The 25770-nt window shown below is 64.9% G+C and carries 26 protein-coding genes; 10 read left to right on the plus strand and 16 right to left on the minus strand.

Going from position 1 to position 25770, the window contains the following annotated elements:
- Positions 1-147 precede the first annotated feature (147 nt).
- Positions 148-417 carry a hypothetical protein gene (locus WJT74_RS08230; RefSeq protein WP_343343586.1) on the plus strand — a complete coding sequence of 90 codons (270 nt, stop codon included), beginning with the start codon at positions 148-150 and terminating at the stop codon, positions 415-417.
- A 108-nt stretch (positions 418-525) separates the two neighbouring features.
- A complete protein-coding gene (locus tag WJT74_RS08235; protein ID WP_343343588.1) occupies positions 526-702 on the plus strand; it encodes a lipoprotein in 177 nt (58 codons plus the stop codon).
- A gap of 83 nt (positions 703-785) precedes the next feature.
- Here the strand turns inward: WJT74_RS08235 and groL are convergent, their stop codons facing one another.
- Positions 786-2435, minus strand: a complete 1650-nt coding sequence (groL, locus tag WJT74_RS08240) for a chaperonin GroEL (protein WP_343343590.1) — start codon at positions 2433-2435, stop codon at positions 786-788.
- A gap of 45 nt (positions 2436-2480) precedes the next feature.
- Positions 2481-2768: a co-chaperone GroES gene (gene groES, locus WJT74_RS08245; RefSeq protein ID WP_343343592.1), complete on the minus strand. Its 288-nt coding sequence runs from the start codon at positions 2766-2768 to the stop codon at positions 2481-2483.
- A gap of 271 nt (positions 2769-3039) precedes the next feature.
- Here groES and WJT74_RS08250 point away from each other — a divergent pair, with 271 nt between their 5' ends.
- The 3 genes from WJT74_RS08250 to WJT74_RS08260 all read left to right on the plus strand — a co-directional run bounded on the left by WJT74_RS08250 (position 3040) and on the right by WJT74_RS08260 (position 4749).
- The gene (locus WJT74_RS08250) at positions 3040-3552 is read left to right on the plus strand and encodes a hypothetical protein (protein WP_343343593.1); all 513 of its coding nucleotides are present in this window, start codon (positions 3040-3042) and stop codon (positions 3550-3552) included.
- Positions 3553-3563: 11 nt separating this feature from the next.
- Entirely contained in the window at positions 3564-4238 is a 675-nt protein-coding gene (locus WJT74_RS08255) for a YsnF/AvaK domain-containing protein (RefSeq protein WP_343343595.1), read from the plus strand.
- A gap of 97 nt (positions 4239-4335) precedes the next feature.
- A complete protein-coding gene (locus tag WJT74_RS08260; protein ID WP_343343597.1) occupies positions 4336-4749 on the plus strand; it encodes a DUF2382 domain-containing protein in 414 nt (137 codons plus the stop codon).
- Here the strand turns inward: WJT74_RS08260 and WJT74_RS08265 are convergent.
- A complete protein-coding gene (locus tag WJT74_RS08265) occupies positions 4746-6125 on the minus strand; it encodes an MATE family efflux transporter (protein WP_343343599.1) in 1380 nt (459 codons plus the stop codon). The genes WJT74_RS08260 and WJT74_RS08265 overlap by 4 nt on opposite strands.
- Positions 6126-6228: 103 nt before the next feature.
- Here WJT74_RS08265 and sppA point away from each other — a divergent pair, with 103 nt between their 5' ends.
- Positions 6229-8073 carry a signal peptide peptidase SppA gene (gene sppA / locus WJT74_RS08270; RefSeq protein WP_343343601.1) on the plus strand — a complete coding sequence of 615 codons (1845 nt, stop codon included), beginning with the start codon at positions 6229-6231 and terminating at the stop codon, positions 8071-8073.
- On the opposite strand, the gene WJT74_RS08275 is transcribed toward sppA, so the two are convergent.
- The 5 genes from WJT74_RS08275 to WJT74_RS08295 form a co-directional block, all read right to left on the minus strand.
- Complete coding sequence (locus tag WJT74_RS08275) at positions 8062-8730, minus strand: PepSY domain-containing protein (protein ID WP_343343603.1); 669 nt, start codon at positions 8728-8730, stop codon at positions 8062-8064. The two genes, sppA and WJT74_RS08275, sit on opposite strands and share 12 nt — an antisense overlap.
- Positions 8731-8844: 114 nt before the next feature.
- Complete coding sequence (gene lpdA / locus WJT74_RS08280) at positions 8845-10251, minus strand: dihydrolipoyl dehydrogenase (protein WP_343343605.1); 1407 nt, start codon at positions 10249-10251, stop codon at positions 8845-8847.
- An 81-nt stretch (positions 10252-10332) separates the two neighbouring features.
- The gene (locus tag WJT74_RS08285) at positions 10333-10668 is read right to left on the minus strand and encodes a hypothetical protein (protein WP_343343607.1); all 336 of its coding nucleotides are present in this window, start codon (positions 10666-10668) and stop codon (positions 10333-10335) included.
- 64 nt (positions 10669-10732) lie between these two features.
- Positions 10733-12016, minus strand: coding sequence for a 2-oxoglutarate dehydrogenase complex dihydrolipoyllysine-residue succinyltransferase (gene odhB / locus WJT74_RS08290; RefSeq protein ID WP_343343609.1), 1284 nt, complete (start codon positions 12014-12016; stop codon positions 10733-10735).
- A 37-nt stretch (positions 12017-12053) separates the two neighbouring features.
- On the minus strand, positions 12054-14822 hold the full coding sequence (locus tag WJT74_RS08295) for a 2-oxoglutarate dehydrogenase E1 component (RefSeq protein ID WP_343343611.1): 2769 nt from the start codon (positions 14820-14822) through the stop codon (positions 12054-12056).
- 104 nt (positions 14823-14926) lie between these two features.
- On the opposite strand from WJT74_RS08295, the gene WJT74_RS08300 reads away from it, so the two are divergent.
- A complete protein-coding gene (locus WJT74_RS08300; protein WP_343343613.1) occupies positions 14927-15865 on the plus strand; it encodes a glycerophosphodiester phosphodiesterase family protein in 939 nt (312 codons plus the stop codon).
- On the opposite strand, the gene sucD is transcribed toward WJT74_RS08300, so the two are convergent.
- From sucD to mdh, 3 genes are read right to left on the minus strand one after another with little or no spacing between them, the layout of a single operon-like run.
- The gene (gene sucD, locus WJT74_RS08305; RefSeq protein ID WP_343343615.1) at positions 15862-16746 is read right to left on the minus strand and encodes a succinate--CoA ligase subunit alpha; all 885 of its coding nucleotides are present in this window, start codon (positions 16744-16746) and stop codon (positions 15862-15864) included. The two genes, WJT74_RS08300 and sucD, sit on opposite strands and share 4 nt — an antisense overlap.
- A 29-nt stretch (positions 16747-16775) precedes the next feature.
- Positions 16776-17264, minus strand: a complete 489-nt coding sequence (locus WJT74_RS08310; RefSeq protein ID WP_343343617.1) for a hypothetical protein — start codon at positions 17262-17264, stop codon at positions 16776-16778.
- Positions 17265-17278: 14 nt separating this feature from the next.
- Positions 17279-18241 carry a malate dehydrogenase gene (gene mdh, locus WJT74_RS08315; RefSeq protein WP_343343619.1) on the minus strand — a complete coding sequence of 321 codons (963 nt, stop codon included), beginning with the start codon at positions 18239-18241 and terminating at the stop codon, positions 17279-17281.
- A gap of 206 nt (positions 18242-18447) precedes the next feature.
- On the opposite strand from mdh, the gene WJT74_RS08320 reads away from it, so the two are divergent.
- Together WJT74_RS08320 and WJT74_RS08325 are read left to right on the plus strand one after the other, a co-directional pair.
- Positions 18448-18831 (plus strand): hypothetical protein, encoded by a 384-nt coding sequence (locus WJT74_RS08320; RefSeq protein WP_343343620.1) that lies wholly within the window; start codon positions 18448-18450, stop codon positions 18829-18831.
- Positions 18832-18975: 144 nt separating this feature from the next.
- A complete protein-coding gene (locus WJT74_RS08325; RefSeq protein WP_343343622.1) occupies positions 18976-19758 on the plus strand; it encodes a YEATS-associated helix-containing protein in 783 nt (260 codons plus the stop codon).
- Here WJT74_RS08325 and zapE read toward each other — a convergent pair.
- The 5 genes from zapE to glnE all read right to left on the minus strand — a co-directional run bounded on the left by zapE (position 19755) and on the right by glnE (position 25471).
- On the minus strand, positions 19755-20870 hold the full coding sequence (gene zapE / locus WJT74_RS08330; RefSeq protein WP_343343624.1) for a cell division protein ZapE: 1116 nt from the start codon (positions 20868-20870) through the stop codon (positions 19755-19757). The two genes, WJT74_RS08325 and zapE, sit on opposite strands and share 4 nt — an antisense overlap.
- A complete protein-coding gene (locus tag WJT74_RS08335) occupies positions 20857-21354 on the minus strand; it encodes a PaaI family thioesterase (RefSeq protein ID WP_343343626.1) in 498 nt (165 codons plus the stop codon). Before WJT74_RS08335 ends, zapE begins: the two co-directional genes overlap by 14 nt.
- 122 nt (positions 21355-21476) lie before the next feature.
- Positions 21477-22256: a succinate dehydrogenase iron-sulfur subunit gene (locus tag WJT74_RS08340; protein ID WP_343343628.1), complete on the minus strand. Its 780-nt coding sequence runs from the start codon at positions 22254-22256 to the stop codon at positions 21477-21479.
- An 82-nt stretch (positions 22257-22338) separates the two neighbouring features.
- On the minus strand, positions 22339-22797 hold the full coding sequence (locus WJT74_RS08345) for a peroxiredoxin (RefSeq protein WP_343343630.1): 459 nt from the start codon (positions 22795-22797) through the stop codon (positions 22339-22341).
- The gene (glnE, locus tag WJT74_RS08350) at positions 22790-25471 is read right to left on the minus strand and encodes a bifunctional [glutamate--ammonia ligase]-adenylyl-L-tyrosine phosphorylase/[glutamate--ammonia-ligase] adenylyltransferase (protein WP_343343632.1); all 2682 of its coding nucleotides are present in this window, start codon (positions 25469-25471) and stop codon (positions 22790-22792) included. Before glnE ends, WJT74_RS08345 begins: the two co-directional genes overlap by 8 nt.
- 65 nt (positions 25472-25536) lie before the next feature.
- Between glnE and WJT74_RS08355 the strand changes: the two genes are divergently transcribed.
- The gene (locus WJT74_RS08355) at positions 25537-25728 is read left to right on the plus strand and encodes a hypothetical protein (RefSeq protein ID WP_343343634.1); all 192 of its coding nucleotides are present in this window, start codon (positions 25537-25539) and stop codon (positions 25726-25728) included.
- Positions 25729-25770 lie beyond the last annotated feature (42 nt).

Consider the following 25770-nt stretch of genomic DNA (forward strand, 5'->3'; position numbering starts at 1 on the left):
CAAGGCTTTTTCCATGGAAGGCGAGATTACTGCCGAAACATCAATCTATTGCATGGGTGTTCGCGACCTTGTAAAAATAGTGTCAGACCCGCCCTTATCGGCGGGTCTTTGCCTTGTGGTCGCGTTGAGCGGGCACGCTAACAAGGAATGGATTACATCATGAAGAAGATTGCTCTGACCGCCATGGTCCTCGGCCTCGGCCTCGCCGCTTGTGAAGCGCAGACCGACGAAGCCGTCGAAGCGGATATGGAAAATGCCGGTGAAGCCATGGAAGCGGACGCTGAAGCCGCTGGCGAAGCCGTCGAAGGCGCCACCGACAACGCCATGGAAGACATGGATGCGGCCGCTGACGAAGCCGAAATGGAAATGGAAGAAGCCGGCAACGAAATGGAAGCCGAAGTCGACAGCGAAATGTAAGCTGGCGAAAGCCTTCTTTCATCATCCGATGAAAAGAGAGAGGGTCGTCCACTGCGGTGGGCGGCCCTTTCTTTTTGCGACTGTCGGATTTTGCGCTAGGGTGAAGCCATGGTTCGCCTCGTCGCCCTGACGCTGATCGTCGCATCGCTCGCCGCCTGTGGACAGAAGCCGCCCGAGCGGCCCGACCGTCGCGCGAACGAACGTCTGGACAGCATCGAGGCGCGTCTCGATGCCGCCGAAATCGCCGATCCCACGCCGCCGACCGACCCTGCCGTCACCGAATGAGCGCGTCCGGGACGGGCGAAACGAAAAAGGCCGGGGCGTGAACCCCGGCCTTTTCCTTTTGCCATCGGTGATGGGGAGCGGGACTAGAAGTCCATGCCGCCCATGCCACCCATGCCGCCCGGCATGCCGCCGCCGCCGCCGGAATTCTTGTCATCCGGCAGTTCGGCCACGGTGGCTTCCGTGGTGATCAGCAGGCCGGCGACCGAAGCGGCGTCCTGCAACGCGGTGCGCACGACCTTGGTGGGATCGACGACGCCCGCACTCACGAGGTTTTCGTAGGTGTCGTTGGCGGCGTTGAAGCCCATCGAGGGGTCGTTGCCGTCGGTCAGCTTGCCCGCGACGACGGCGCCGTCGAAGCCCGCATTCTGCGCGATCTGGCGAACCGGCGCCTCCAGCGCGCGGCGAACGATGTCGATGCCGCGGGTCTGGTCGTCGTTCTCGCCGGTCATGCCGTCGAGCGCCGACTTGGCGTAGAGCAGCGCGGTACCGCCGCCCGGAACGATGCCTTCCTCGACCGCAGCGCGCGTGGCGTGCAGCGCATCGTCGACGCGGTCCTTGCGTTCCTTGACCTCGACTTCGGTGGCGCCGCCGACCTTGATGACGGCAACGCCGCCCGCAAGTTTGGCGAGGCGCTCCTGGAGCTTCTCGCGGTCATAGTCGCTGGTCGTGTTCTCGATCTGCTGGCGGATGGCGCCGGTACGCGCGTCGATCGCGTCCTTCTCGCCCGCGCCGTCGACGAGGACGGTGTTGTCCTTGTCGATCTTCACGCGCTTGGCGGTGCCGAGCATGTTGAGCGTGACGTTCTCCAGCTTGATGCCGAGATCCTCACTGATCATCTCGCCACCCGTCAGGATCGCGATGTCCTCGAGCATCGCCTTGCGACGATCGCCGAAGCCCGGTGCCTTGACCGCCGCGACCTTGAGGCCGCCACGCAGCTTGTTCACGACGAGGGTCGCGAGGGCTTCGCCTTCGATGTCTTCCGCGATGATGAGCAGCGGACGACCCGACTGGACGGCGCTCTCGAGGATCGGGAGCATCGCCTGAAGGTTCGACAGCTTCTTCTCGTGGATCAGGATGTACGGATCGTTGAGTTCGACCGTCATCTTTTCCGGATCGGTGATGAAGTAAGGCGACAGGTAGCCGCGGTCGAACTGCATGCCTTCGACGACGTCGAGTTCGAATTCGAGACCCTTGGCCTCTTCGACCGTGATGACGCCTTCCTTGCCGACCTTGTCCATCGCTTCGGCGATCTTCTCGCCGACTTCGCGGTCGCCGTTGGCCGAGATGATGCCGACCTGGGCGATTTCCTCGTTGCCGCTGACGGGCTTGGAGCGATCCTTGAGATCCGCGACGACCTTCGTGACGGCAAGATCGATGCCGCGCTTCAGGTCCATCGGGTTCATGCCGGCGGACACCGACTTCATGCCTTCCTTGACGATCGACTGGGCGAGCACGGTCGCGGTCGTCGTACCGTCACCGGCGATGTCGTTGGTCTTCGAGGCGACTTCACGCAGCATCTGCGCGCCCATGTTCTCGAACTTGTCCTTGAGCTCGATTTCCTTGGCGACGCTGACGCCGTCCTTGGTGATGCGCGGTGCGCCGAAGCTCTTCTCGATGACGACGTTGCGGCCCTTGGGGCCGAGCGTCACTTTGACGGCGTCGGCGAGAATGTCGACACCCTTCATGATGCGTTCGCGGGCGTCCCGCGAGAATTTGACGTCCTTGGCAGCCATGTGATTGCCTTTCTGTAAGGTTCTGAATTCGCGAGGAAGCGGGCCTTAGGAGACGATCCCGAGGATGTCGCTTTCCTTCATGATGATAAGGTCTTCGCCGTCGATCTTGACCTCGGTGCCCGACCATTTGCCGAACAGGATCTTGTCGCCGGCGCTCACGTCGAGCGGGGTGATCTTGCCGTCTTCGGAACGGGTGCCCGAGCCCACGGCGACGACTTCGCCTTCCTGCGGCTTTTCCTTGGCACTGTCGGGGATGATGATTCCCCCGGCGGTCTTTTCGTCGGCCTCGACACGGCGGACGAGAACACGGTCGTGAAGCGGTTTGAAAGCCATTTGCGGCCCCTCTTCTGTTAATGATGATCTTAGCTGGCACTCCCCAGTCGAGAGTGCCAGCCGTGGCACGCATTTGGGTGCCGCCCCCGAGCCTGTCAACAGGTCCGCCGGCCAAAAAATTCGTCGCAGCTTTGCCAGGCAACCACCCTGCGGGGCGGATTAGCGCCATAGCTGCCAAAGATCCGCGGAAAACTAATATACTTAAATGAACTTCGGAATTCTGCCGCTTATTGGGAGGGTTCAACGCGACAAAAAAGAACGGACATCCCAAATGGCTGAAATTCCTGTAGAAAAACGATCCTCCGGGATCCCCTGGTGGATCGGGGTGCTGGCGCTGCTGGTGGTCCTTGGACTCGCCTGGTGGCTGCTCGCCGCCAACGACGATGACGATGCCGCGGTCGACGCCGACGCCAATGCCGCGGAATATTCCGCCGATACGTCGACCGATACGATGGCCATGGACGACCTCGACCAGACCGACACCCTCGCGATCGGATCCTCGATCGATGTCGAGAATGTCCGCGTCATCGAACTGGCGGGCGACATGTCCTTCTGGGCCGAAATCGACGGGCGCCGTACGTTCGTGATCTTCGATCAGGAGCAGACGCCCTCCGACATGACCGAAGGTGAATTCGACATCAATCCGGGTTCGATCCTGTCGATGACCGGCGACGTGTTCGCTTCGAGCGAGGCCATTCCTTCCGCCATCGACGCGCAGGTTCCCGCCAACGTCGACCGCTACGTCGTCGCGCGCACCATCGAGATGGCCACCCCCTCCAACTAGAAAGTTTTCCTATGAAACATGACAAACGCTACGAGCATCTCGATCGCCTCGACGGATACGAACTGAGCAACGAGGCACAGGACGTCCGCGGTTATCCGCTCGTCACGCCCGATGGCCAGCGCATCGGCAAGATCGACGATCTTCTAGTGGATGGCGATCGCAACGAAGTGGCCGCCGTCCGACTGGAAGACGGTCGCTGCACCGCCGTCGAGCCGCTCGACATCCATGACGACGTGGTCGTGTACGGCGATCGCGCCGAGGCGTTCGCCAATCGCGACAACGACTATGGAAAGACCGAGGTCTCTAAGGAGAAGGTCATCCCCATCGCCGAAGAACGGGTCGCCATCGGCAAGCGCGTTCGCGAAGGCGGAAAGGGCATGACCGTCACGACCCGCGTCGAGAAGGAACAGGTCTCCGAAGACGTGAGCCTGCGCAAGGAAGACGTCACCGCCGAGCGGCGCGACGTCAAGGACCGGCGCGTGTCGGACAAGGACGCCGACGCCCTGTTCAAGGGCGACAGCGTCAGCATGACCGAACGCAGCGAGGAGGCGGTCGTCGCGAAGGACACCGTCGTGACCGACGAGGTGGTCCTTCAGAAACGCAGCGGCGACAAGGTCGAACATGTCGACGAGACCGTTCGCAAGACCAAGGTCGATATCGACAAGAACAAGCGCCGCGACCGCTAGCGCTCGATCGCGACGATCAGGAGAAACGGGGGGTCGGCTGCTATCGAGCGCCGACCCCTTTTTTTCGAGCAGAACACCCAAGAAAAGGACGACCGAAATGACCGATCCGCAATCACCCCGCGACGACGTCGTGGAAGAAAGCACCGTGCCGATCGTGGAAGAGCGGGTCGACCTCAAGACCCGCGAACGCGAGCGGCAGGTAACGGTAATGACCCGGGCGGTGCGCGAGGAAGTCACTCTCAGCGAAGACCTTCGTCACCGGCGCGTCGAAATCGAGCGTATCGCGTGCGACCGACTCGTCGACAAACCCCCTGCCCCGCGCTTCGAAGATGGGGTCACGATCCTGTCCGTCGTCGAAGAGGAGCTGGTCGTCACCCGTCAGCTACGACTGGTGGAGGAAATCCGCATGACCCAGGTCGAGGAGACCGAGACGGTCGAACGAACCGAAATGCTGCGCCGGCTCGAGCCGGAAATCCGCCGCGACGACGATCGTCCGTCCGAGACGCCCTAGGCCTCGCTCGTCAGCCCGAGGGCCTCGCGTCGCTGCCAGCGCCACCACATCAGCACCGCGACGATGGCCAGTCCGATGGCGAGGCCCGACCAGATGCCGACCCCGTCCCAGCCGCGCTCGAACGCCAGCCACGCGCCGGCCCCGATCCCGATCAGCCAGTAGCCGATGAAGGTGAAGACCATCGGCACGCGGGTGTCGTGAAGCCCGCGCAGCACCCCGGCACCCACGACCTGCGCCCCGTCGACGATCTGGAAGATGGCCGCAATGACGAGGAAGCTGGCGCCCAGCGCAACCACCTCGGCATTCTCGGGCGTGTCGGCGAGGAAAAGGCCGATGAGCTGCTGCGGAAACAGGAACAGGAAGAGCGCCATGAAGCTCATGAAGCCGATGCCCAGCACCCAGGCGACATTGCCCGCGATGGCGATACCCTGCCGGTCGCCGCGGCCCAGCATCACGCCGACGCGGACGGTCGCTGCCTGGCTGATCCCCCACGGCACCATGAAGGACAGTGCGGCGATCTGCAGCGCGATGGCGTGCGCGGCCAGCGCGTTCTGGCCGACGAGGCCCATGAGATAGGCGGCCGCGGAAAAGATCCCGCCCTCGAATCCCATCGCCAGACCGATCGGCAGCCCGAGCTTCCACATGTTGCGATAGCGGTCCCAGTCGGGGCGCCAGAAACGCGCGAACAGGTGATAGCGGCGGAACTGCCGGTCGCTCAGCACCACCACGACCATCGCGGCCGCCATCAGTGTCCAGGTGATGGTGCTGGCGATTCCCGCACCGAACACGCCCAGTTCGGGCGCCCCCCATTCACCGAAGATCAGCGCATAATCGAGCAGCGAATTGATCGGGATGCTGGAGGCCGAGATGAGCAGGATCCAGCCGGGTCGTTCGAGCGCGGCGAGGAAATTGCGCATGGCGTTGAACAGGAGGAAGAGAAAGGTCGACCAGAGATAGCCCCACAGGAAGGTCTGCGCGTCGGCGGCGAGCGCGGGATCCTGTCCCAGCCAGCCGATCACCATTTCGGCATTCATCAGGATCGCCCATACCGGCACCGTGATGGTGATCGCGAGCCAGACCGATTGACGGAACGAGCGGCGCACGTCCTTCACGCGGCCCCTGCCCCGTCCGAGCGCCGTCGCCATCATCGGGCTCGCCGCTGTGATCACGCCCAGCGCGATCAGGTTCAGCGCGAAGGTGAGGTTGAGCGCAAGCGCCACCGCGGCGAGTTCTGCCGTTCCGTAGCGCCCGACGAAGAAGGTATCGATCGCCTGGACCGAGGCCATCGTGAGGTTGGTGAGGATCAGCGGCCAGGCGAGCGCGAGCGTGACGCGAAGTTCGCGTTTCCAGCTGGTTTCGGGTGCGCGTGCGGCCATGACCGGCTGCCGCTACCCGTCGTCGCCCTTGGCCGTCCAGCGAATAAGGGTGGCACGCGGCGCTCGCCGCCCTATCTTCGGTGGCAAGACACGAGGAGACGTCATGAGTTTCGCACGCGCCATCTGGAAATTGCTGGTCGGGGTGAAGGACCTTCTGGTCCTCATCTTCATGTTCCTGTTCTTCGGGGTGCTGTTCGTGGCGTTGCAGGGCACGCCCGACCCCGTGGTCGGCGACGGCGTGCTGGTCATGGACCTCGACGGGATCGTGGTCGAGGAAGCCAGCGCCCCCGATCCGCTCGCCGCGCTGGCCGGTGCGCCCTCGATCGGCGAATGGGAACTGGCCGACCTCGTCGCGGCGCTGGAGCTGGCGAAGGACGACGAGCGGGTGGAAGCGGTCGCCCTCGACCTCGACGGCTTCCTCGGCGGCGGACAGAGCGCGATGACGACCCTGGGCGATGCGATCGCCGAAGTCGCCGCGGAGAAACCCGTCATCGCCTACGCCACCGGCTATGTCGGCGACGGATATCAATTGGCCGCGCACGCGACCGAGATTCATCTCAACCCGCTCGGCACCGTCGCGCTGGCGGGACCGGGGGGCAACAACCTCTATTTCGGCGCCCTGCTCGACCGGCTGGGGGTCAGCGCCAACGTCTATCGCGCGGGCGATTTCAAGTCGGCGACCGAACCCTATACCGAAACACAGATGAGTCCCGAGGCGAGGCAGAATGCCGAGGCGCTGGCGGGCGCTTTGTTCGAACAATGGCGCGAGGACGTGCGCGCGGCTCGGCCCGACGCTCAGATCGACCGGATTCTCAACGATCCGGCGGCGGTCGCGGCGGAGCAGCCCGATCTGGCTGCGGCATCGCTCGGTCTCGGGCTGGTCGACAGCCTTTCGACGCGCGAGGAGTTTCACGCACGGCTGGCGAGCCTCGGCGGCGAGAACGAGGACGCCATGGGCGGGTTCGAGCGCATCGAACTGGCCGACTATATCGGCATCGAACTTGACGATACGAACGACGGGCCGATCGGCGTCGTCACCATTGCCGGCACCATCGTCGACGGTTTCTCCCCCGTCGGAGAGGCGGCGGGCGGCAGCATCGCGCAGGCGATCCGCGAGGCGGGCAAGGACGAAGGGCTCGAGGCACTGGTGCTGCGGATCGACAGCCCCGGCGGATCGGTACTCGCGTCGGAAGAGATCCGCACCGCCATCGCCGACGTGAAGGCCGACAGGGACATACCGGTCGTGGCGAGCTTCGCCAACGTAGCGGCGTCCGGCGGCTATTGGGTGGCGATGGATGCCGACGCGATCTTTGCCGAACCGTCGACCGTCACCGGGTCGATCGGCGTGTTCGCCGTACTGCCCAGTTTCGAGGGCACGATGGAGCAGCTCGGCATCGGCGTCGACGGCATCAGGACGACGCCGCTTTCGGGCGAGCCGGACCTGTTCGCAGGGCCGAGCGACGCGGCCGATGCGGTATTCCAGGCTGGGGTCGACAGCATCTACGATCGCTTCCTGACCCTCGTCGCGCAGAACCGCGACATTCCCCGCGCACGCGCCGAGCAGTTGGGCGGCGGACGCGTCTACGACGGTGGAACCGCACGCCAGCTGGGACTGGTCGATCGGTTCGGCGGGCTCGAAGAAGCGGTCGCTTATGCCGCAGAGCTGGCGGAAATCGACGGCGAACCCGGCATCCGCCGGATCCAGCGTGCGGACGATTTCGGCTTCTTCCGCGATCTTTTCGGCGTGCGCGCCGACGCGGCGCCCGTCGATCCGTGGACGCGGATCGCAGGTCGACCCGACGCCGCGCTCGCGGAAGCGATCGGGACGATCGAACAATTGATGAGCGGCCCCGCCATGCAGGCGCGCTGCCTCGAATGCCGGATGGTCACGGCACCGCCCGCAGCGCCCGTCGAAACGAGCTGGTGGAAGCGGCTCCTATCGCTTTGACCGCCGTCGCCATTGCGACAGCGGGAGCAGGACCAGCGCCATCAGGATCGTGACGAGCGAAAGCGCGCTGAACACGCGGAGCCAGTTGTTCGCGATATGCTCGCGCGTCTGCAGGTCCATGATGTGGATGCCCCACATGAAGTCGAAGGCGCGCCACCACCCGGTCCGCACCGCCGCGATGCGTCCCGTGTCGCGTTCGACATAGAAGCGCGTCCCATCCTCGGTTTCGATCGCCCAGGCGGGCGTTTCGCGCCGCCAGTCGAGGGGAGGATCGGCAGTATCGACCGCACGCACGGATGCGATAGGGCTCGTCCCGACATAGCGCGCCTCGACCTCGGCGCGGGCATCGGCGGCGCTGAACGGCTCGGCACGGCGCCCTGCCTCGGCCTCGATCAGCGTGTCGCCGTTCAATACCCAATAGAGGCCCCGCTCGCGAGCGACGAGTTCAAGGCTCGTCTCCCCCTGCATTTCTCCGGGGAGCAACGGGGTACGCTCGAGCGTCGGGACGGCTTCGGCGGACAACAGATGCTCGCCGCGCACTTCCTCGATCGGCTTCAGCACCATGAAAAAGCCCGACAACGTCCAGAACAGCAACGGCACCCCTACCAGCCAGCCGAGCCAGATATGCCATTGGCGAAGCGATTTACGTAAGCGCATTCGACCCCCGTCATCCCGGCACCGGCCAAGATCCCTGTCGTTGCCGCGCGCACGGGCGCGGCGGCACGGTCTCCAGTTTTCGCCGGGGGTGAGGCGGTTGTAAAGCGTGCCGGTCTAGATGTGGATCGGTTTGCCCTGCACCGCCATCGCCGCTTCCTTGATGGCTTCGGCATGGGTCGGATGGGCGTGGCAGGTGTAGGCGATGTCCTCGCTCGTGGCGCCGAATTCCATCGCCTGCGTGACCTGCGCGATCAGGGTGCCGGCGAGCGAGGAGATGATCCATACACCCAGCACGCGGTCGGTTTCCGCGTCGGCGATGATCTTCACGAACCCGTCGGTGTCGCGATTGGTCTTGGCGCGGCTGTTCGCCATGAACGGAAACTTGCCGACCTTGATCGAGAAGCCGTCTTCCTTGGCCTGTTCGGTGGTGAGGCCCACGCCCGCGATCTCGGGGTAGGTATAGACGACCGAGGGAATGAGGTCGTGGTTCACGATGCCCACTTCGCCCGCGATATTCTCCGCGACCGCAATGCCTTCGTCCTCGGCTTTGTGCGCGAGCATGGGGCCCGGGACGCAGTCGCCGATCGCCCAGACGCCCTCGGCGCTGGTCGCGAAATCATGGTCGGTCTCGATCTGGCCGCGATCGTTGACCGACAGCCCGACGGCGTCGAGCCCGAGATTGTCGGTATTGGCGCGGCGACCGATCGAGACGAGCACGACATCGGCCTCGAGGGTCTCGGTATCGCCGCCCTTGGCCGGCTCCATCGAGAGAACCGCCTTGTCGCCCTTCACCTCGCAACCGGTGACCTTGGTTCCGAGCTTGTATTCGAAGCCCTGCTTCTTGAAGATCTTGTTGGCTTCCTTGCGGACTTCTTCGTCCATTCCAGGCAGGATCTGGTCGAGATATTCAACCACGGTGACCTTCGCGCCCAGGCGCCGCCAGACGCTGCCGAGTTCCAGCCCGATCACGCCGCCGCCGATGACGACCATATGGTCGGGCACCTTGGGAAGCTTCAGCGCGCCGGTCGAATCGACGACGACATGCTGGTCGTTATCGACTTCCACGCCCGGAAGCGGCGTGACCGACGAGCCGGTGGCGATGACAATGTCCTTGGCGGTCACGCTCTTGCCGTCGACATCGACGGTGTGCGCACCGGTAAACCTGGCGTGGCCCTTGAGCCAGTCGACCTTGTTCTTCTTGAACAGGAATTCGATGCCGCCGGTGAGACCCTTCACGGCCTCGGCCTTCTCCGCATGCATCTGGTCGAGATCGAGGCTCGCGCCTTCGAGATTGATCCCGAACTTCTTCAGATGTCCGCCCTTGGCTTCTTCGTAAAGGTGAGAGGCATGCAACAACGCCTTCGACGGGATGCAACCGACGTTGAGGCAGGTCCCGCCCAGCGTTTCGCGGCTTTCGGCGCAGGCGGTCTTCAACCCCAGCTGCGCGGCGCGGATCGCAGCGACATAGCCGCCGGGCCCCGAACCGATCACGAGAACGTCATAGTCGTATTTGTCAGCCATCGAGCGCCTGCCTCATCATGTCATTCTGATCCTTGGGCTTCGACATAGGGCCTGTCCCCCAAAGGGCAAGGCGGGCCCGGCTCAGAAGCTGTTTTCGGGCGGCGGCTCCAGCCCTTCGGGTCGGTTGGGCGAGAGACCCTGTTCGCTCGCGCATTCGGAAAGAATCTGTTCGATCCGCGCACGATCGACCTGCGCCAGTTCGGAGACGTCCTTTTCGAGCAGCCGGTCGGCGCTGCAACCGCATACCGGCGTCAACGTGTCGTTCGAGAAGCCGACATTCGCGGCAACACCCTCGCATCGCTCGACGAACGCGGCGCGGGCCTGTTCGCCCAGTTGGTCCTTGGCCATTTCGCCCGCCATGTCGCAGGCCGCGAGGCCCAGGAGGAAGGGGGCGAGGAGATGAATCGGTCGGATCATGTCAGAAGCTTTCGATGGGCACTCCCTCGCTCATCGCACGACGCGAGCGCGAGCGGCAGTGCCCCTAGAGGTCGATCAGCAGGCGAGTGGGATCCTCTAGCGCTTCCTTGACCCGGACGAGGAAGGTCACCGCCTCGCGCCCGTCGATCAGGCGATGATCGTAGGACAACGCCAGATACATCATTGGACGGATCACGACCTCGCCATCGACCGCGACGGGGCGCTCCTCGATCCGGTGCATGCCCAGCACCGCCGACTGCGGCGGATTGATGATCGGGGTCGACAGCAGGCTGCCGAACACGCCGCCGTTGGAAATGGTGAAGGTGCCGCCCTGCATCTCTTCCATCGTGAGCTGGCCATCCTTGGCCCGTGCACCGTAATCGGCGATCGTCTTCTCGATATCGGCGAAGCTCATTTGATCCGCCGAACGGATGACGGGGACGACGAGGCCCTTGGGCGCCGAGACCGCGACCGAGACGTCGAGATAGTCGTGATAGACGATCTCGTCGCCCTCGATGCGAGCGTTGACCGACGGCACGTCCTTGGCGGCGAGCGCGCAGGCCTTGATGAAGAAGCTCATGAAGCCGAGGCGCACGCCGTGCTTCTTGGCGAACATATCTTTGTAATTGCCGCGCGCTTCCATGACCGCGCTCATGTCCACGTCGTTGAACGTGGTGAGCAACGCGGCCTCGTTCTGCGCCTCCTTGAGGCGCTTGGCGATCGTCTGGCGGATGCGCGTCATCTTGACCCGCTCCTCGCGCCGCTCGCCGGCCGCAGACTGTAGCGCCGGAGCGGCGGTGGCGGCCTTGGCCTTGGCGGCGGGTGCGGGGGCGGCGGCAGGCGCCTCGCCCTTCTCCTTCGCGGCCTTCAGCACGTCGTCCTTCGTGATACGGCCGTCCTTGCCGGTGCCGGCGATCTTGGAAGGGTCGACGCCGTGCTCGAGCACCGCTCTGCGCACGGAGGGGCTCAGCGTCAGGTCGCCCGAGGCGACTTCGCCCGCCTCGTGCTGGTCGACGACGTCGTTGTTTTCCTGGATCGCGTCGGGGCCGCCATATTCGGCTTGCTCGTCACGGGCGGGCTTCTTCTCGTCCGCGACCGTTTCGGTGCCCTGGCCCTCGCCGACCTTCGCGATCAGCGCGCCGACCTCGACCGTGTCGCCCTCGGCCACTTCGTGGCTTTCGATCACGCCCGCGACGGGACTCGGCACGTCGACCGAGACCTTGTCGGTCTCGAGACTCGCGATCGGCTCGTCCTGTTCGACCGGATCGCCGACCTGTTTCAGCCACTCGCCGACCGTCGCTTCGGTGATGCTTTCGCCCAGTGTCGGGACCTTGACCTCGGTTGCCATCGGGTTCGTTTCTTCCTTCGGTGGTTCGGCTGGTGCCTTAGAGCCCCAGCGCCTGTTCGATCAAGGCGGCTTGCTGCTTGGCGTGGCGGCTGGCGAGCCCCGTGGCGGGCGATGCCGAGGCGTCGCGTCCCGCATAGACGGGGCGCATCCCCTCGTGCCCCGCTTCGGTGAGGCATCGTTCGATCAGTTCGTGCGCCAAGAGCCAGCTGCCCTGGTTGCGCGGCTCTTCCTGACACCAGGTGAGCTTTTCGAGATTGGGCATGGCGGCGAGGCGTTTGACCAGCGGCTCGATTGGGAAGGGATAGAGCTGCTCGATGCGAATGATCTGCGTATCGTCGATGCCCGCCTCGTCGCGCTTGTCCATGAGGTCGAACGCGACCTTGCCCGAACAGAGCACGACTTTCTTCGTCGCGTCGCTCGGCGCCCCGTCGGGATCCGACAGGATACGGTAGAAATGGCCATGCTCGGCGTCGGTGAAATCGGCGCGGGTCGATTGCGCGCGCTTGTGGCGCAGCAGCGATTTGGGCGTCATGATCACCAGCGGCTTGCGGAAATCGCGGTTCATCTGGCGGCGCAGGACATGAAAATAGTTGGCCGGCATCGTGATGTTGCAGACCTGCATGTTGTCTTCCGCGCACAGCTGGAGGAAGCGTTCGAGACGCGCGGACGAATGCTCGGGCCCCTGCCCCTCGTACCCGTGGGGCAGCAGCAGGACGAGCCCGCTGGCGCGCAGCCACTTGGCCTCTCCGCTAGCGATGAACTGGTCGATCATGATCTGCGCGCCGTTGGCGAAGTCGCCGAACTGCGCTTCCCACAGCGTCAGCGTCATGGGATCGGCGATCGAATAGCCATATTCGAACCCCATCACCCCATATTCCGAGAGCGGCGAATCGCGCACTTCGAACAAGGGCCCGCCGCCCGTGTCCATCTCGCGCAGCGGGATGAACTTCTCGCCCGAATTCTGGTCGACCCAGACGGCGTGGCGCTGCGAAAAGGTGCCGCGCCCGCTGTCCTGTCCCGACAGGCGCACGCCATAGCCATCAAGGCTCAAGCTTCCGAACGCCAGCGCTTCGGCCGTCGCCCAGTCGATCCCCGCGCCTTCGTCCAGCGCCTTGCGCTTGGCCTTCAGGATACGCGCGAGCGTCTTGTGGACGTCGAGGTTTTCGGGGACGTCGGTGAGGACTTCGGTGAGCTTGTCGTAGGTTTCGCCCGATATGTGCGTATCAATGTTGCGGCGGCCCGAGACGGTTTCCTCGGGGCTCTGCAGCTTGGACCAGCGGCCACCGAACCAGTCGGCCTGCTTGGGTTCGTAGCCGTTGCCCGCCTCGAATTCCTCCTCGAGGTGGCGCGTGAAGTCCTCGACCTTACCGTCGACCCACTGCTTGCCGACCACGCCTTCCTCTATCAACCGGGCGGCGTAGATTTCGCTGATCGGCGGGTGCTGGCGGATTTCGTCGTACATCAACGGCTGGGTGAAGCTCGGCTCGTCGCCTTCGTTGTGACCGAAGCGGCGATAGCACCACATGTCGATCACGACGTCGCGCCCGAACTGCTGACGGAATTCGATCGCCACCTTGCACGCCCAGGTCACCGCCTCCGGATCGTCGGCGTTGACGTGGAGGATGGGGGCCTGGATCGACTTGGCGATGTCGGAGGGATAGGGGCTCGATCGCGCGAACTGGGGCGAGGTGGTGAAGCCGACCTGGTTGTTGATCACGAAATGGATCGTGCCGCCGGTGCCATAGCCCGGAAGCCCGCTCATCATCAGGCATTCGGCCACCACGCCCTGTCCCGCGAAGGCGGCATCGCCGTGCAGCAGGATGGGCAGCACGGTCTTGCCATGCTTGTCCCCGCGAATGGTCATGATCGCGCGGCACTTGCCCAGCACGACGGGATCTACCGCTTCGAGGTGCGAGGGGTTGGGGACGAGGCTCAGATGCACGTCGTTGCCGTCGAACGACCGGTCGCTCGAGGTGCCGAGGTGATATTTGACGTCGCCCGACCCGCCCACTTCCTCGGGGTTGGAGGCACCGCCCGCGAATTCGTGGAAGATGGCGCGATAGGGTTTGCCCATGACGTTCGCGAGCACGTTCAGCCGTCCGCGGTGCGCCATGCCCACGGTCATCTCGGTGACGCCCATCTGGCCGCCATATTTGATGATCGCTTCCAGCGCGGGGATCGCGCTCTCGCCGCCGTCGAGGCCGAACCGCTTGGTGCCGACATATTTGCGCGCGAGGAATTTCTCCCACTGCTCGCCCTCGATCACCTTTTCGAGGATCGCGATCTTGCCTTCGGGGGTGAAATGGATCTCGGCATTCTTGCCCTCGGCGCGGTCCTGGATGAAGCGCCGCTCGTCGAGATCGTTGATGTGCATGTATTCGACGCCGACGGTGCCGCAATAATTGGCCTGCAGGATGCCGGTGATGGTGCGGATCGTCGCGCGGTCGAGGTCGAGGACCCCGCCCAGCCAGACTTCCTGGTCGAGATCGGGAAAGCCGTGATAGGCGGGGGTGAGCTCTTCGGGAAATTCATGGTGCGACAGACCGAGCGGATCGAGCTGCGCCGCCAGATGCCCGCGTACGCGGTAGGTACGGATGAGCATCATCGCGCGGATCGAATTGTCGGCGACGCGGATGAGTTCGGCTTCGTCGGTCACGCCCGAGGCCTGGGCCGCTTCCTTGGCTTTCTCGACATAGTTCGCCTCGACGGGATCGAGTCCCAGGTTCGTTTCGTCGAGGCTCGTCACGGGCCAGTTGTCGCGGGCCCAGGAAGGACCTTCTTTTTTCTCGGGTGTGAGGGCGTCCATGGAGGCTCCGGCGGGCTGTTCGTCCTTCCCGACCTACGTTCGGGAGGCTAGGTGGTTTCGTGAGGGCGGGGATTAGGCCGCGCCGTGACTATTGGCTAGACCCGATGGAGTTCGCTTTGACGCACCGACACGCTTTCGCCGTCACCTTGTGCATCGCTCTTGCCGCCTGCGCACAGCCTGCGGTGCAGCGCGATGCCTTGCCGCGCGCCGCGTCGTTACCCGAACCCGCCCTCGCGCTGACCGCGCCCGATGGCGTCGGTGCCTTCCTGACCTGCCTGCGCGAGCGCGGCGTCACGATCGTCAGTGCGCACCGCGGCGGGCCGATGGCGGGCTATCCGGAAAATGCGCTGGAGACGATGGCAGCGCGATTGGCAGAGGCCCCCATGATGCTGGAAATCGACGTGCGGCAGACGGCGGACGGCACTTATGTCCTCTTCCATGATGACGATCTCGACCAGGATACCGACGGGACCGGACCGCTCGCCTCGCGCTCGCTCGCAGAACTGGAAACGGTCCGTTACGATATCGGTGGCTACGGCATCTCGACGCTGGAGGAGGTGCTCGACTGGTCGAAGGGCCGTGCGATCCTGCAACTCGATGTGAAGCGCGGGGTGGCGTTCGAGCCGCTCCTCGATTGGCTGGAGGCACGCGGCGCGCAGGACCGCGCGTTGGTCATCACCTATAATGCCGACGATGCGGTGACCGTGGCGCAGAACAGCGACTTGCTGATTTCCGCCAGCATCAACACCGAGGACGATTTGGCGGCCTACGAAGCCTCCGGCGTACCGTCCGATCGGATGACCGCGTGGACCGGTCTCCAGGCCCCCCGTCCCGCCTTGTGGCGATACCTCGGCGAAAGCGGCATCAGCGCCAACTACGGCACCTACGCGACGCTCGACGAACAGGACGGGAGCGCCGAGGCCTACGCCGCGCTGGCAAGCGCGGGCCTGCATATCCTGTCGTCGGATCGTCCGACCTTCGCCTACGAAGCGCTCCAGCGGCAGCAGGACTTTCCCGCCGCCGCGCGCGCCTGTTCGGGCTAGCCCTTCAGCACTGCCGAAAGCGTCGTGCCGAGTTCGCTCGGGCTTTTCGAAACGGTGATGCCGGCTTCTTCCATCGCGGCGATCTTGTCTTCCGCGCCGCCCTTGCCGCCCGAAACGATCGCGCCGGCATGACCCATCCGGCGGCCCGGAGGCGCCGTCTTGCCCGCGATAAAGCCGACGGTGGGCTTCTTGCGACCCTTCTTCGCCTCGTCGGCGAGGAATTGCGCGGCCTGCTCCTCGGCGTCGCCGCCGATCTCGCCGATCATGATGATGCTTTCGGTCGCATCGTCGGCAAGGAACAGCTCGAGCACGTCGATGAAGTTGGTGCCGTTGACCGGATCGCCGCCGATGCCGACCGCGGTCGACTGGCCGAGGCCCTCGTTGGTCGTCTGGAACACCGCTTCGTAGGTCAGCGTGCCCGAGCGGCTGACCACCCCGACGCTGCCCTTGGAAAAGATCTTGCCCGGCATGATACCGATCTTGCACTCGCCCGGCGTCAGCACGCCCGGGCAGTTCGGCCCGATGAGCCGCGATTTGGAGCCTTCCAGCGCCGCCTTCACCTTAACCATGTCGAGCACCGGAATGCCTTCGGTGATCGCGACGATCAGCGGCACTTCGGCCGCGATCGCTTCGCAGATCGCGTCGGCCGCGAAGGGCGGTGGCACGTAGATGACGCTGGCGTCCGCGCCGGTCGCCTCGACGGCCTCGGCCACGGTGTCGAAGTTGGGCAAGCCAAGGTGCGTCGTCCCGCCCTTCCCCGGCGTGACGCCCGCGACCATCTGCGTTCCGTAATCGAGCGCCTGCTGCGTATGGAAGGTGCCGGTGTCGCCCGTCATCCCCTGCGTGATGACCTTGGTATTCTTGTCGACGAGAATGCTCATATGATGTCCTTGGCGGTCGAAATGGGGGATCAATCGGCGGGAAGCGCAGTGACGGTGAAGCGAGCGTAGGGTTCGTCGGCGTCGCCTTCGGGCTCGATCTTGATCTGCTTGCCCTCGACGTCCCAGAAATAGGCGGGACCGTCCTGGCGCGCCGGCATGCCGATGATCGCCGACAGCTCCTGGGCGAGCGGGCCGTAGGCCGCGGTGTCGGCAAGCGCGGCGGAAACGACGCACTGCTTGGCGTCCAGTTCGTCCTTCGAGGCGATGATGTAGGCGTCATTGCCCTTCTTGGCGTAAAGCCCGCGCACCTTGCGCTTGCTCACGCCGCGGCCGCGCGCCTCGGCGGCGCGGAAATCATGGTCCCGAAGCTGGTCGAGATGGATCCAGTCGGCGGTCGTCACCGCGCGGCACGCAGCCAGCGATTCGGCGACCTGCGCCGCATCGGGCACGTCCTGCGCCATCGCAGGAGCGGCCGTGCCGGCAAGCGCGGCGGCGGAAAGAAGAGTGAGGATACGCATCGACCCGTCCTTCCTTACTTCAGGCTCTCGTCCATGCCCTTGCAGGCATCGACCAGTTCCTCGACCGCGTCGATCGAAACGCCGAGGTTCTTTTTCTCCTCGTCGGACAATTCGATCTCGATGACGTCCTCGATGCCGTCCGCGCCGATCATCGCGGGCACGCCGACATAGAGGCCATCGACCCCATATTTGCCTTCGACATAGGCGGCGCAGGGCAGTACGCGCTTCTGATCGACGAGGTAGGCTTCGGCCATCGCGATCGCGCTGGTCGCGGGGGCGTAGAAGGCACTGCCGGTCTTCAGGAGGCCGACGATCTCGCCGCCGCCGCCACGCGTGCGCTGGACGATCTCGTCGATGCGGTCTTCCGACACGCCCTTGATCTTGGCGAGGTCGTTCACGGGAATGCCGTTGATCGTCGAATAGCTGAGCACCGGCACCATCGTGTCGCCGTGCCCGCCGAGGACGAAGGCATTCACGTCCTTGACCGAGACGTCGAATTCCCACGCGAGGAAGGTCGCGAAGCGCGAGGAGTCCAGAACGCCCGCCATGCCCACGACTTTGTTGTGCGGCAGGCCCGAGAATTCGCGCAGCGCCCAGACCATCGCGTCGAGCGGATTGGTGATGCAGATGACGAACGCGTCGGGGCAGTTGTTCTTGATGCCCTCGCCCACCGCCTTCATCACCTTGAGGTTGATCCCGAGCAGATCGTCGCGGCTCATGCCGGGCTTGCGGGGAACGCCCGCGGTGACGATCACCACATCGGCGCCGGCGATATCGGCATAATCGTTGGTGCCGCTGATCTTGGCATCGAAGCCCTCGACCGGGCCGCACTGCGACAGGTCCAGCGCCTTGCCCTGCGGCAACCCCTCGGCGATGTCGAACAGGACGATGTCGCCCATTTCCTTCTTGGCGGCGAGATGGGCGAGCGTGCCGCCGATCATGCCGGAGCCGATGAGCGCGATTTTCTTGCGGGCCATGGGGGTCCTTTCGGGATGCGAGACTTTTCGGTGCGGTCGCGGGTGCGACTCTCTTGTGCGCGCACCTAACCCGCCCGCGAGCGACCTGCAACCGCCAAGCGATGCTCGCGGTCCTACCGAACGGTGCATCGCCGATCCTGCTCCGTTCGCCGTAAACCGCGCTTTTCGGCAGCAACGGTTCAGGCGGCCCTGCTATTGTTACTCCCATGAAACAGATCGCAATCCTGGCGCTCGGCGCCGCCGCCTTCGCCGCCACCCCCGCTGCCGCGCAGCCGGCGCACGCAAAGGGCGGCAAGAACAAGAACCAGTCGTCCTACTCCTACGGCTATGCCCAGCAGGGCTGCCCGCCGGGCTTGGCAAAGAAGAACAACGGTTGCCAGCCGCCGGGACAGGCGAAGAAACGGTACGAGCGCGGCTATCGGTTCGACGCCCGCTACGATGACTGGACGCCCTACGACCGGCTTCCGTATGACGTGCGCCGTCGCTACGACCTCGATCCGCGCGATCGTTACATCTACGACAATAACTACGTCTATCGCGTCGACCCCACGACGTTGATCGTCCGGCAGGTTCTGGACGCGATATTCTGATCGGCAGACAGCATGCCGTTAACCTTGTGAAAAGGCCTTTCGATTGAGCGGCCTTTTTCTTTGACAGCATGGGAGCGCGTTTGCAGTTTCTTCATCAGGCCATGCGAGCGGCATGGGTTCACCGGGGAAATTGGGGAAACGCCAATGGATAAAGTGATCGCCGTCGCGGCGGTAATCTTCGCGGCCGCCGTGCTGGGCAGTGTTGCCGCCTGGTTGATGGGGCATCCGCACCGACCCGACATCGGCGACACGTCGCGCCGGGGGGCGCGGCGCTACGGTCTGGCAACCTACCTGATGGTGGGGATCGTCGCGGCGGGGGCCGTGCCGCTGCTTTTGAGCCTTGTGCGGTCCGAACTGGTGACGGGCATCTTTCTTGCCGAATGGGCCGACATCTACGAGAATCTCGTGATCCTGTTCGGGTTGGGGCTGGTCGCCGCCTATGCCGGCCGCTTCGCCGTGGAGAGCAGCGACCGTCGCATGCTCGACGATCTCGACACGATGCGCGACCAGTTGCGCGAGGCGCAAGCCAAGGCGCGGGCGCTGGCAGAGTATGTCGACGATCGCTCCGCCGACGAACGCAAGCTCGCGAAGGGCGCGGCGGCGAAGAAGGAGGCCGAAAAGCACCAGCAGGTCGCCCGGTCGTTCAGCGAGGCGCAGGCACTCTACGTCGCGAGCCTCGGCAAGACCGATCACGCCGTGCTGCGCGCGATGACGGCGCGCGACTATCGCACCGCCGCCGGGGTCGCGGCGGATCTCGAACTGCCGCGCTTCAAGGTCAGCGACATGCTGGACGACATGGCCGAGGCAGGGTTGCTGAAAGCCGAGGAATCGCCGGTCACTCACGGACGCCGTTTCGCGATCACGCAGGTCGGCTGGGCCGCGCTGCATGTCGAACACAGGGCCGAACCGGTCGCGAAGGTCGCCTAGGGTTCTTCGCCCCGGTCGAGATAGGCTTCGCTCTGCATCTCCTCGAGGCGGCTGACGGTTCGGGCGAATTCGAAACTGCCGTCGCCCGAGGGATAGAGGTCTTCGGGCTCCGCTTCGGCGGCAACCAGCAGGCGCACTCCGCCCTCGTAGAGCGCGTCGATCAGCTGGACGAACCGTGCCGCCTCGTTGCGCATCTCGCGCTCCATGACCGGCACGCCGACGAGGATCACGGTGTGAAACGCCTCCGCGATGACGAGATAGTCGCTCGACCCGCGCGGTTCGCCGCACAAGCGCTGGAAGCTGAAGACCGCGACTCCGCCCAGCGCCTTGGGCACGTGAAGGGTGCGCCCGCCGCCGACATCGAGCTCGGTCGAGGGCACGTTCTCGGACTCGGTCTCGGCATGGCCGGTCAGCTGGAAGAAGGCGTCGCTCAATGCGCGGGTCGCCGCCTCGCCCAGCGGCGAATGCCACAGGTCCAGCGCCTTCATCCGGTCGAGCCGATAGTCGGTCGGACCGTTCAACGGCACCACCTGCATCTGAGCCTCGATCAGCCGGATGAAGGGAAGGAATAGCTGGCGGTTGAGGCCGTCCTTGTAGAGATCGTTGGGGGGGCGATTGGACGTCGTCACGATGCCGACGCCTTCGTCGATGAGCGCGGTGAACAGCCGGCTCATCAGCATCGCGTCGGCGGTGTTGGTGACCATCATCTCGTCGAAGGCGAGGAAGCGCGCCTCGCCCGCAATCTCCTGCGCGACGTGGATCAACGGGTCCTCGATCTCTGCATCGCGCGCTTTTCGCAGGCGCGCGTGAACGTCGAGCATGAAGGGCGCGAAATGGGCGCGGCGCTTCGGCTCAGCTTCGATATGCTCGAACGCCATGTCCATGAGCATCGACTTGCCGCGTCCCACCCCGCCCCACATGTAGACGCCGCACGGCGCCGGTGTCTCGCGCCCGAACAGGCGGCTGAGAAATCCGGTTCGCGTCCGGCCGAGATCGGCGGCAAAGCGGTCGAGCGCCGCGACCGCCTCCATCTGGTCGGAATCGCGCTGCAGATCGCCCGCGGCGACCCGCGCCTCGTAGGCCTCGCGGACGGGTCCGCTACTTGTCGTCATCACCCTTCTTTCGCGGGTCGCGAACGCGCTTGCAGGTTCCGCTGAACGCGTAGCAGGGCCGTCCCTCCTGCTCGAGATGACCCGACAGGAAGACGATCCCGCCGGGCGTCTGTCGCAGCAGCTTCACGTGCGCATCGAGCGGAACGTCCGCGCGCCCGCGATCCATGAACCGGGTATGGCAGTCGAGCGTGACGTAATGCGCCCGTTCCATGCCGGCGACGAACCCGCCCGCGAACATCGCCATGTCGATGAAGCTCATCACGCACCCACCGTGGATCGAGCCACCGGGATTTAGATGTCGCTCTTCGGGAAACATCCGCACGATGCCGGTCCCCGGCTCGTCGCCCGGCTTGAAGATCATCAGCCCAATCTGAGCGGCGAAGCTGTCGGGATTGTCCCAACCGCCCCACCAGAACCAGCCCGGATAGTCGGGATGCGGCTGGTAGGAGCGGTTGCGAGGTTTTTCAGGAGTTTTATGGGGCATCACATCTTCGTCATGGCGAGGGAGCGCAACGACCGCGGAGAACCGTCGCGCTGATCGGGACTGGAAGGCCTGGCCGTCCAGCAACCTCGCTACGCTCGCGATGACGGATTGGGAAGGGCGGCCTAGGCCGCGCGGGCCGCGATCATCTTCTTGGTTTCGGCAATCGCCTTGGCGGGGTTGAGACCCTTGGGACAGGCATTGGCGCAGTTCATGATCGTGTGACAGCGATAGAGACGATAGGGATCCTCGAGCTGGTCCAGTCGCTCGCCGGTCGCCTCGTCGCGACTGTCGGCCAGCCAGCGATAGGCCTGCAGCAGGATCGCAGGGCCGAGGAACTTGTCGCTGTTCCACCAATAGCTCGGGCAGGCGGTCGAGCAGCAGGCGCACATGATGCATTCGTACAGACCGTCCAGCTTGGCGCGGTCCTCCGGTGCCTGCTCGCGCTCCTTGCCAGAGGGTTCGGGCGTCTCGCTCTTCAGCCAGGGCTGGATCGAGGCATATTGCGCGTAGAAATGCGTGAAATCGCCGACCAGGTCCTTGACCACTTCCATGTGCGGCAGCGGGTGGATCGTCAGCGTGCCCGAATAATCCTCGATCGCGCTGGTGCAGGCGAGACCGTTCTTGCCGTCCATGTTCATCGAGCACGATCCGCAGATGCCCTCGCGGCACGACCGGCGAAAGGTCAGCGTCGGGTCGATCTCGTTCTTGATCTTGATGATCGCGTCGAGAACCATCGGCCCGCACTTGTCGAGATCGACGACATATTCATCGTAACGCGGATTCTCTCCCTTTTCGGGGTCGTAGCGATAGATCTTAAACGTCTTGAGGTTGGTGCCTTCCTGCGCTTCGTGGCGCACGCCCTTCTTGATCTTGCTGTTCTTGGGCAGGGTAAATTCGGCCACGGGCGATCCTCGGATAAACGGTTGAGCTTGTGCGCCATATGGCGACGCCGGCGCAGTTTGTGAAGACAGTCGAAGGGCGGCCCTAGAGAGCCTTGACCGCCTCCAGCACCTCTTCGGCGTGTCCCGCCACCTTCACCTTGGGCCAGGCTTTCTTGATGATCCCGTCCGCACCGACGATGAATGTCGACCGGTGCATGCCCTGATAGGTGCGCCCGTAATTCTTCTTCTCACCCCACGAGCCAAAGCCGTCGGACACACTACCGTCCTCGTCGGCGACCAGCGGGACGGTCAGGTCGTGCTTCTTGGTGAAGCGGTCGTGGCTCGCCATCGGGTCGCGGGATACGCCGACGACCTTCGCGCCCGCCTCGCGAAACGCCTCGAGATGCTCGGAGAAGGCGATCGCTTCCTTCGTGCACCCCGGCGTATTGTCCTTGGGATAGAAGAAAACGACCAGCGTTCCTTTCGGATCGTGCAGATCGATCATTTCGCCCGTCCCGGTCTTCACCGTGCAGTTCGGGGCCTTGTCTCCGGCTTCAAGCATGACGCACCTCTTTCCAATACTGTGCTATTCTTAGGCGGGCCGCGTCGTGCGCCGCAAGGGCAGCGTCCCAGTCTCCGAAGCCCAAACGCTCGGCAACCAGCCCGCGTGCCGAACGCGACGGGCTGGCGCTGTCGGGCGCGACCAGACGCAGCAGCACCAGCATCCGCGTCAGCAGATCGTGGTCGGCGAGCAACGTCTCCGGCGCCCTGCCGGCATCGACGAGCATCCCCAGCGCCGTCCGCAGATCGGGCACCAACCCCTCGCCGCTCGACAATTGCGTGACGTGCATCGCGAACTCGAGATCGACCAGTCCGCCCTCGCCCAGCTTGATGTCGAGCGGTCCAGCGGGTGGTTTGTGCGCTCTCATGTCGGCGCGCATGATCCGTGCGTCGTGGGCGACGTCGGGATTGTCGCGATCGGCCTTCAGGATGCGCGACAGGATGGCGTCGATGCGCGCGCGTCCCTTCTCGCTGCCGAACAGGGGGCGCGCCCGGGTCAGCGCCATATGCTCCCATGTCCAGGCATCGCGCCGTTGATAGGCTTCGAACCCTGCGAAACCGACCGCGAGACTTCCCGTTAGCCCCTCGGGCCGCAACCGCGTATCGACTTCGTAAAGCGGTCCCGCGGCCGTCGGCACGGACAGGGCGGCGACGATGCGATTGGCGAGACGGTTGTAATAATCCGCCGGGGTGAGCGGTTTGATGCCGGCGCTCTTCGCGGCTTTGCCGTGGTCGTAGAGAAACACGAGGTCGAGATCGCTGGCATGGGTCAGCGCTTCGCCCCCCAGCCGCCCCAATCCGACGATCACCAGCCCTGCGCCGTCGAAGCGCCCATGAACGATCTCGAACTCCGCCTGCGTACGGGCCGCCAGCGCACGGATCGCGCCCTCCGCGACATGGGCATAGCCGCGCGCGACATCGAGCGGATCGGTCTCGCCGTCGATCAACTGCACGCCCAGCGCGAACCGTTTCTCGTTCACCAGCCGACGCGCACGATCGAGCGCGAGATCATAGTCGAGCGTCGCGGTGGCATCGGTCAGCCGTGCTGCGAACCCCGCCGCGCTTCCGGGCGAATCGAAGGCGGATTTGTCGAGCAGTCCGTCGAGCAGCCCCGGCCGCCGCGCCAGTTGGGTCGCCAAGGCCGGGCTGAACGCGAGGATGCGCGCGAGCAGGCGCGCCAGCGTCGGCTCGGCCTCGAGTAGGCGATAGAGGTTGATCGCGCTCGGCACCCGCTCGACGATGTCGGCGAAGCGGTTGAACGCATGCGCCGGATCGGGCGCGGCGGCGATGGCATCGAGCATGACGGGCAGCATCGCCTCGAACGCCTCGCGCGCCTTCGCGCTGCGCAACGAGCGGGCCTTGCCCGACCGCCACCCCGCGATCAACCGCGCCGCATTGGCACCGTCCGCGACGCCCCGTTCGTCCAGCACGCGGGTCAGCGTATCCCGGTCCGATGGGAGCCGCTCGGCCTGTTCGGCCACCAGTTCATCGAAGCGCGGCGCGACGGCATCGACATGCGGCCGCAGGCTGGCGAGCCACGCCGCCCCATCGGCCGCGCCCGCCAGATGCGCGACATTGTCGATTGCCGCCGCGCCCTCGGGAATGGTGTGGGTCTGGCGGTCCTCGACCATCTGGAGCCGGTGTTCGGCATCGCGCAACGTGCGGTAGGCGCGCGACAGTTCGGCGACCTCTTCGTGCGGCAGATGTCCCGCCATCCCGAGCGCCGCCAAGGCATCGAGCGTCGCGGGCACCCGCAACGCCGGATCGCGCCCGCCGTGGATCATCTGGAGGGACTGCGCGTAGAATTCGATCTCGCGGATCCCGCCGCGTCCTCGCTTGACGTCGAACCCCGGCCCGAACGCCTGCCCGCCCGCATATTCGGTGCGGACCAGTCCTGCGATGCTGCGTACTTCGTCGATCACGCCGAAATCGAGCGCACGTCGCCACACGAACGGTTCGACCGCGTCGAGGAACCGCTGACCCAGAAAGCGGTCGCCGCCCGCCGCCCGCGCACGGATGAAGGCGGCGCGTTCCCATCCCATCGCGGCGCTCTCGTAATGCGAGATGGCGGCATTGACGGATAGTGCGATGGGCGTCGCCTCGCTGGCGGGGCGCAAGCGCAGGTCGACGCGCGCGACATAGCCCTCGCCGGTCCGCTCCTGAAGCAAGGCGACGAAATTGCGCGCGATGCGGACCGCGCGATCGCCGACGTCGCGGCCCTCCCGTACCGGCAGACGGTCGGGGTCGTAGAGCAGGATGAGATCGACGTCGGAGGAATAGTTGAGCTCGCGACTGCCCAGCTTGCCGAGCGCGATCGCGGTCATGCCCTCCAGCGGCGCGCCCTCGACTTCCTGGTCAATGGCCACGGCCAACGCACGGTCGATGGCGCTTTCGGCAAAGTCGGACAATGTCCGCGTGACCGTGACCAGATCCCATTCGCCCGAAAGGTCGGCCAGTGCCACCGCCAGCGCCAGCGCGTCGCGGCGACGACGAAGTTGCACGCCCGGCTCGTCCGCCTGCAGCGCAAGGGCGGCCGCGACGGCGGCATCCGAACCCTCGCTGACGAAGGTTTCGAGAATCTCGGGCCGCCTTCGTGCGGCGCCCCTCAGGAAGGGCGCGAACTGCTGTGCCCTTTGGGCAACATTTCGGCGCTGGTTGGGCTCGATTCCCATCATCGGTCCATGCCCGAAACGGCGAACCGATGAAACGCTAAGCGACTTCCGGCGTTGTGGACCTTGAGATGTATAGCAATGCACAAAAGATTATGACGGACGACGACAACTCCTACCCGCGCTCAGGCGCCAAACGCACGGTGATGCGCGGCCCGGGCGGCGATGCGCCCCTGAGCAACTACCTGCGCCTGGTGTACGACCGCGACGTGGATGCCGGTGTGCCGCGGGAATTTCAGGAGCTTCTCGACCAGCTCGATTAGGGCTCGGTCTCGATTTCGCATACGAATTCAGTGGCATCCGAC

The organism is Sphingomicrobium sp. XHP0239, from assembly GCF_039555325.1.
In the GTDB taxonomy this organism is placed as follows: domain Bacteria; phylum Pseudomonadota; class Alphaproteobacteria; order Sphingomonadales; family Sphingomonadaceae; genus Sphingomicrobium; species Sphingomicrobium maritimum.

Excerpts from the sequence above, each read along its gene's own strand:
- WJT74_RS08230 (WP_343343586.1), top strand. The coding sequence starts at position 148 with ATGGATTACATCATGAAGAAGATTGCTCTGACCGCCATGGTCCTCGGC.
- WJT74_RS08235 (WP_343343588.1), top strand. The coding sequence starts at position 526 with ATGGTTCGCCTCGTCGCCCTGACGCTGATCGTCGCATCGCTCGCCGCC.
- groL (WP_343343590.1), bottom strand. The coding sequence starts at position 2,435 with ATGGCTGCCAAGGACGTCAAATTCTCGCGGGACGCCCGCGAACGCATC.
- groES (WP_343343592.1), bottom strand. The coding sequence starts at position 2,768 with ATGGCTTTCAAACCGCTTCACGACCGTGTTCTCGTCCGCCGTGTCGAG.
- WJT74_RS08250 (WP_343343593.1), top strand. The coding sequence starts at position 3,040 with ATGGCTGAAATTCCTGTAGAAAAACGATCCTCCGGGATCCCCTGGTGG.
- WJT74_RS08255 (WP_343343595.1), top strand. The coding sequence starts at position 3,564 with ATGAAACATGACAAACGCTACGAGCATCTCGATCGCCTCGACGGATAC.
- WJT74_RS08260 (WP_343343597.1), top strand. The coding sequence starts at position 4,336 with ATGACCGATCCGCAATCACCCCGCGACGACGTCGTGGAAGAAAGCACC.
- WJT74_RS08265 (WP_343343599.1), bottom strand. The coding sequence starts at position 6,125 with ATGGCCGCACGCGCACCCGAAACCAGCTGGAAACGCGAACTTCGCGTC.
- sppA (WP_343343601.1), top strand. The coding sequence starts at position 6,229 with ATGAGTTTCGCACGCGCCATCTGGAAATTGCTGGTCGGGGTGAAGGAC.
- WJT74_RS08275 (WP_343343603.1), bottom strand. The coding sequence starts at position 8,730 with ATGCGCTTACGTAAATCGCTTCGCCAATGGCATATCTGGCTCGGCTGG.
- lpdA (WP_343343605.1), bottom strand. The coding sequence starts at position 10,251 with ATGGCTGACAAATACGACTATGACGTTCTCGTGATCGGTTCGGGGCCC.
- WJT74_RS08285 (WP_343343607.1), bottom strand. The coding sequence starts at position 10,668 with ATGATCCGACCGATTCATCTCCTCGCCCCCTTCCTCCTGGGCCTCGCG.
- odhB (WP_343343609.1), bottom strand. The coding sequence starts at position 12,016 with ATGGCAACCGAGGTCAAGGTCCCGACACTGGGCGAAAGCATCACCGAA.
- WJT74_RS08295 (WP_343343611.1), bottom strand. The coding sequence starts at position 14,822 with ATGGACGCCCTCACACCCGAGAAAAAAGAAGGTCCTTCCTGGGCCCGC.
- WJT74_RS08300 (WP_343343613.1), top strand. The coding sequence starts at position 14,927 with ATGGAGTTCGCTTTGACGCACCGACACGCTTTCGCCGTCACCTTGTGC.
- sucD (WP_343343615.1), bottom strand. The coding sequence starts at position 16,746 with ATGAGCATTCTCGTCGACAAGAATACCAAGGTCATCACGCAGGGGATG.
- WJT74_RS08310 (WP_343343617.1), bottom strand. The coding sequence starts at position 17,264 with ATGCGTATCCTCACTCTTCTTTCCGCCGCCGCGCTTGCCGGCACGGCC.
- mdh (WP_343343619.1), bottom strand. The coding sequence starts at position 18,241 with ATGGCCCGCAAGAAAATCGCGCTCATCGGCTCCGGCATGATCGGCGGC.
- WJT74_RS08320 (WP_343343620.1), top strand. The coding sequence starts at position 18,448 with ATGAAACAGATCGCAATCCTGGCGCTCGGCGCCGCCGCCTTCGCCGCC.
- WJT74_RS08325 (WP_343343622.1), top strand. The coding sequence starts at position 18,976 with ATGGATAAAGTGATCGCCGTCGCGGCGGTAATCTTCGCGGCCGCCGTG.
- zapE (WP_343343624.1), bottom strand. The coding sequence starts at position 20,870 with ATGACGACAAGTAGCGGACCCGTCCGCGAGGCCTACGAGGCGCGGGTC.
- WJT74_RS08335 (WP_343343626.1), bottom strand. The coding sequence starts at position 21,354 with ATGCCCCATAAAACTCCTGAAAAACCTCGCAACCGCTCCTACCAGCCG.
- WJT74_RS08345 (WP_343343630.1), bottom strand. The coding sequence starts at position 22,797 with ATGCTTGAAGCCGGAGACAAGGCCCCGAACTGCACGGTGAAGACCGGG.
- glnE (WP_343343632.1), bottom strand. The coding sequence starts at position 25,471 with ATGATGGGAATCGAGCCCAACCAGCGCCGAAATGTTGCCCAAAGGGCA.
- WJT74_RS08355 (WP_343343634.1), top strand. The coding sequence starts at position 25,537 with ATGTATAGCAATGCACAAAAGATTATGACGGACGACGACAACTCCTAC.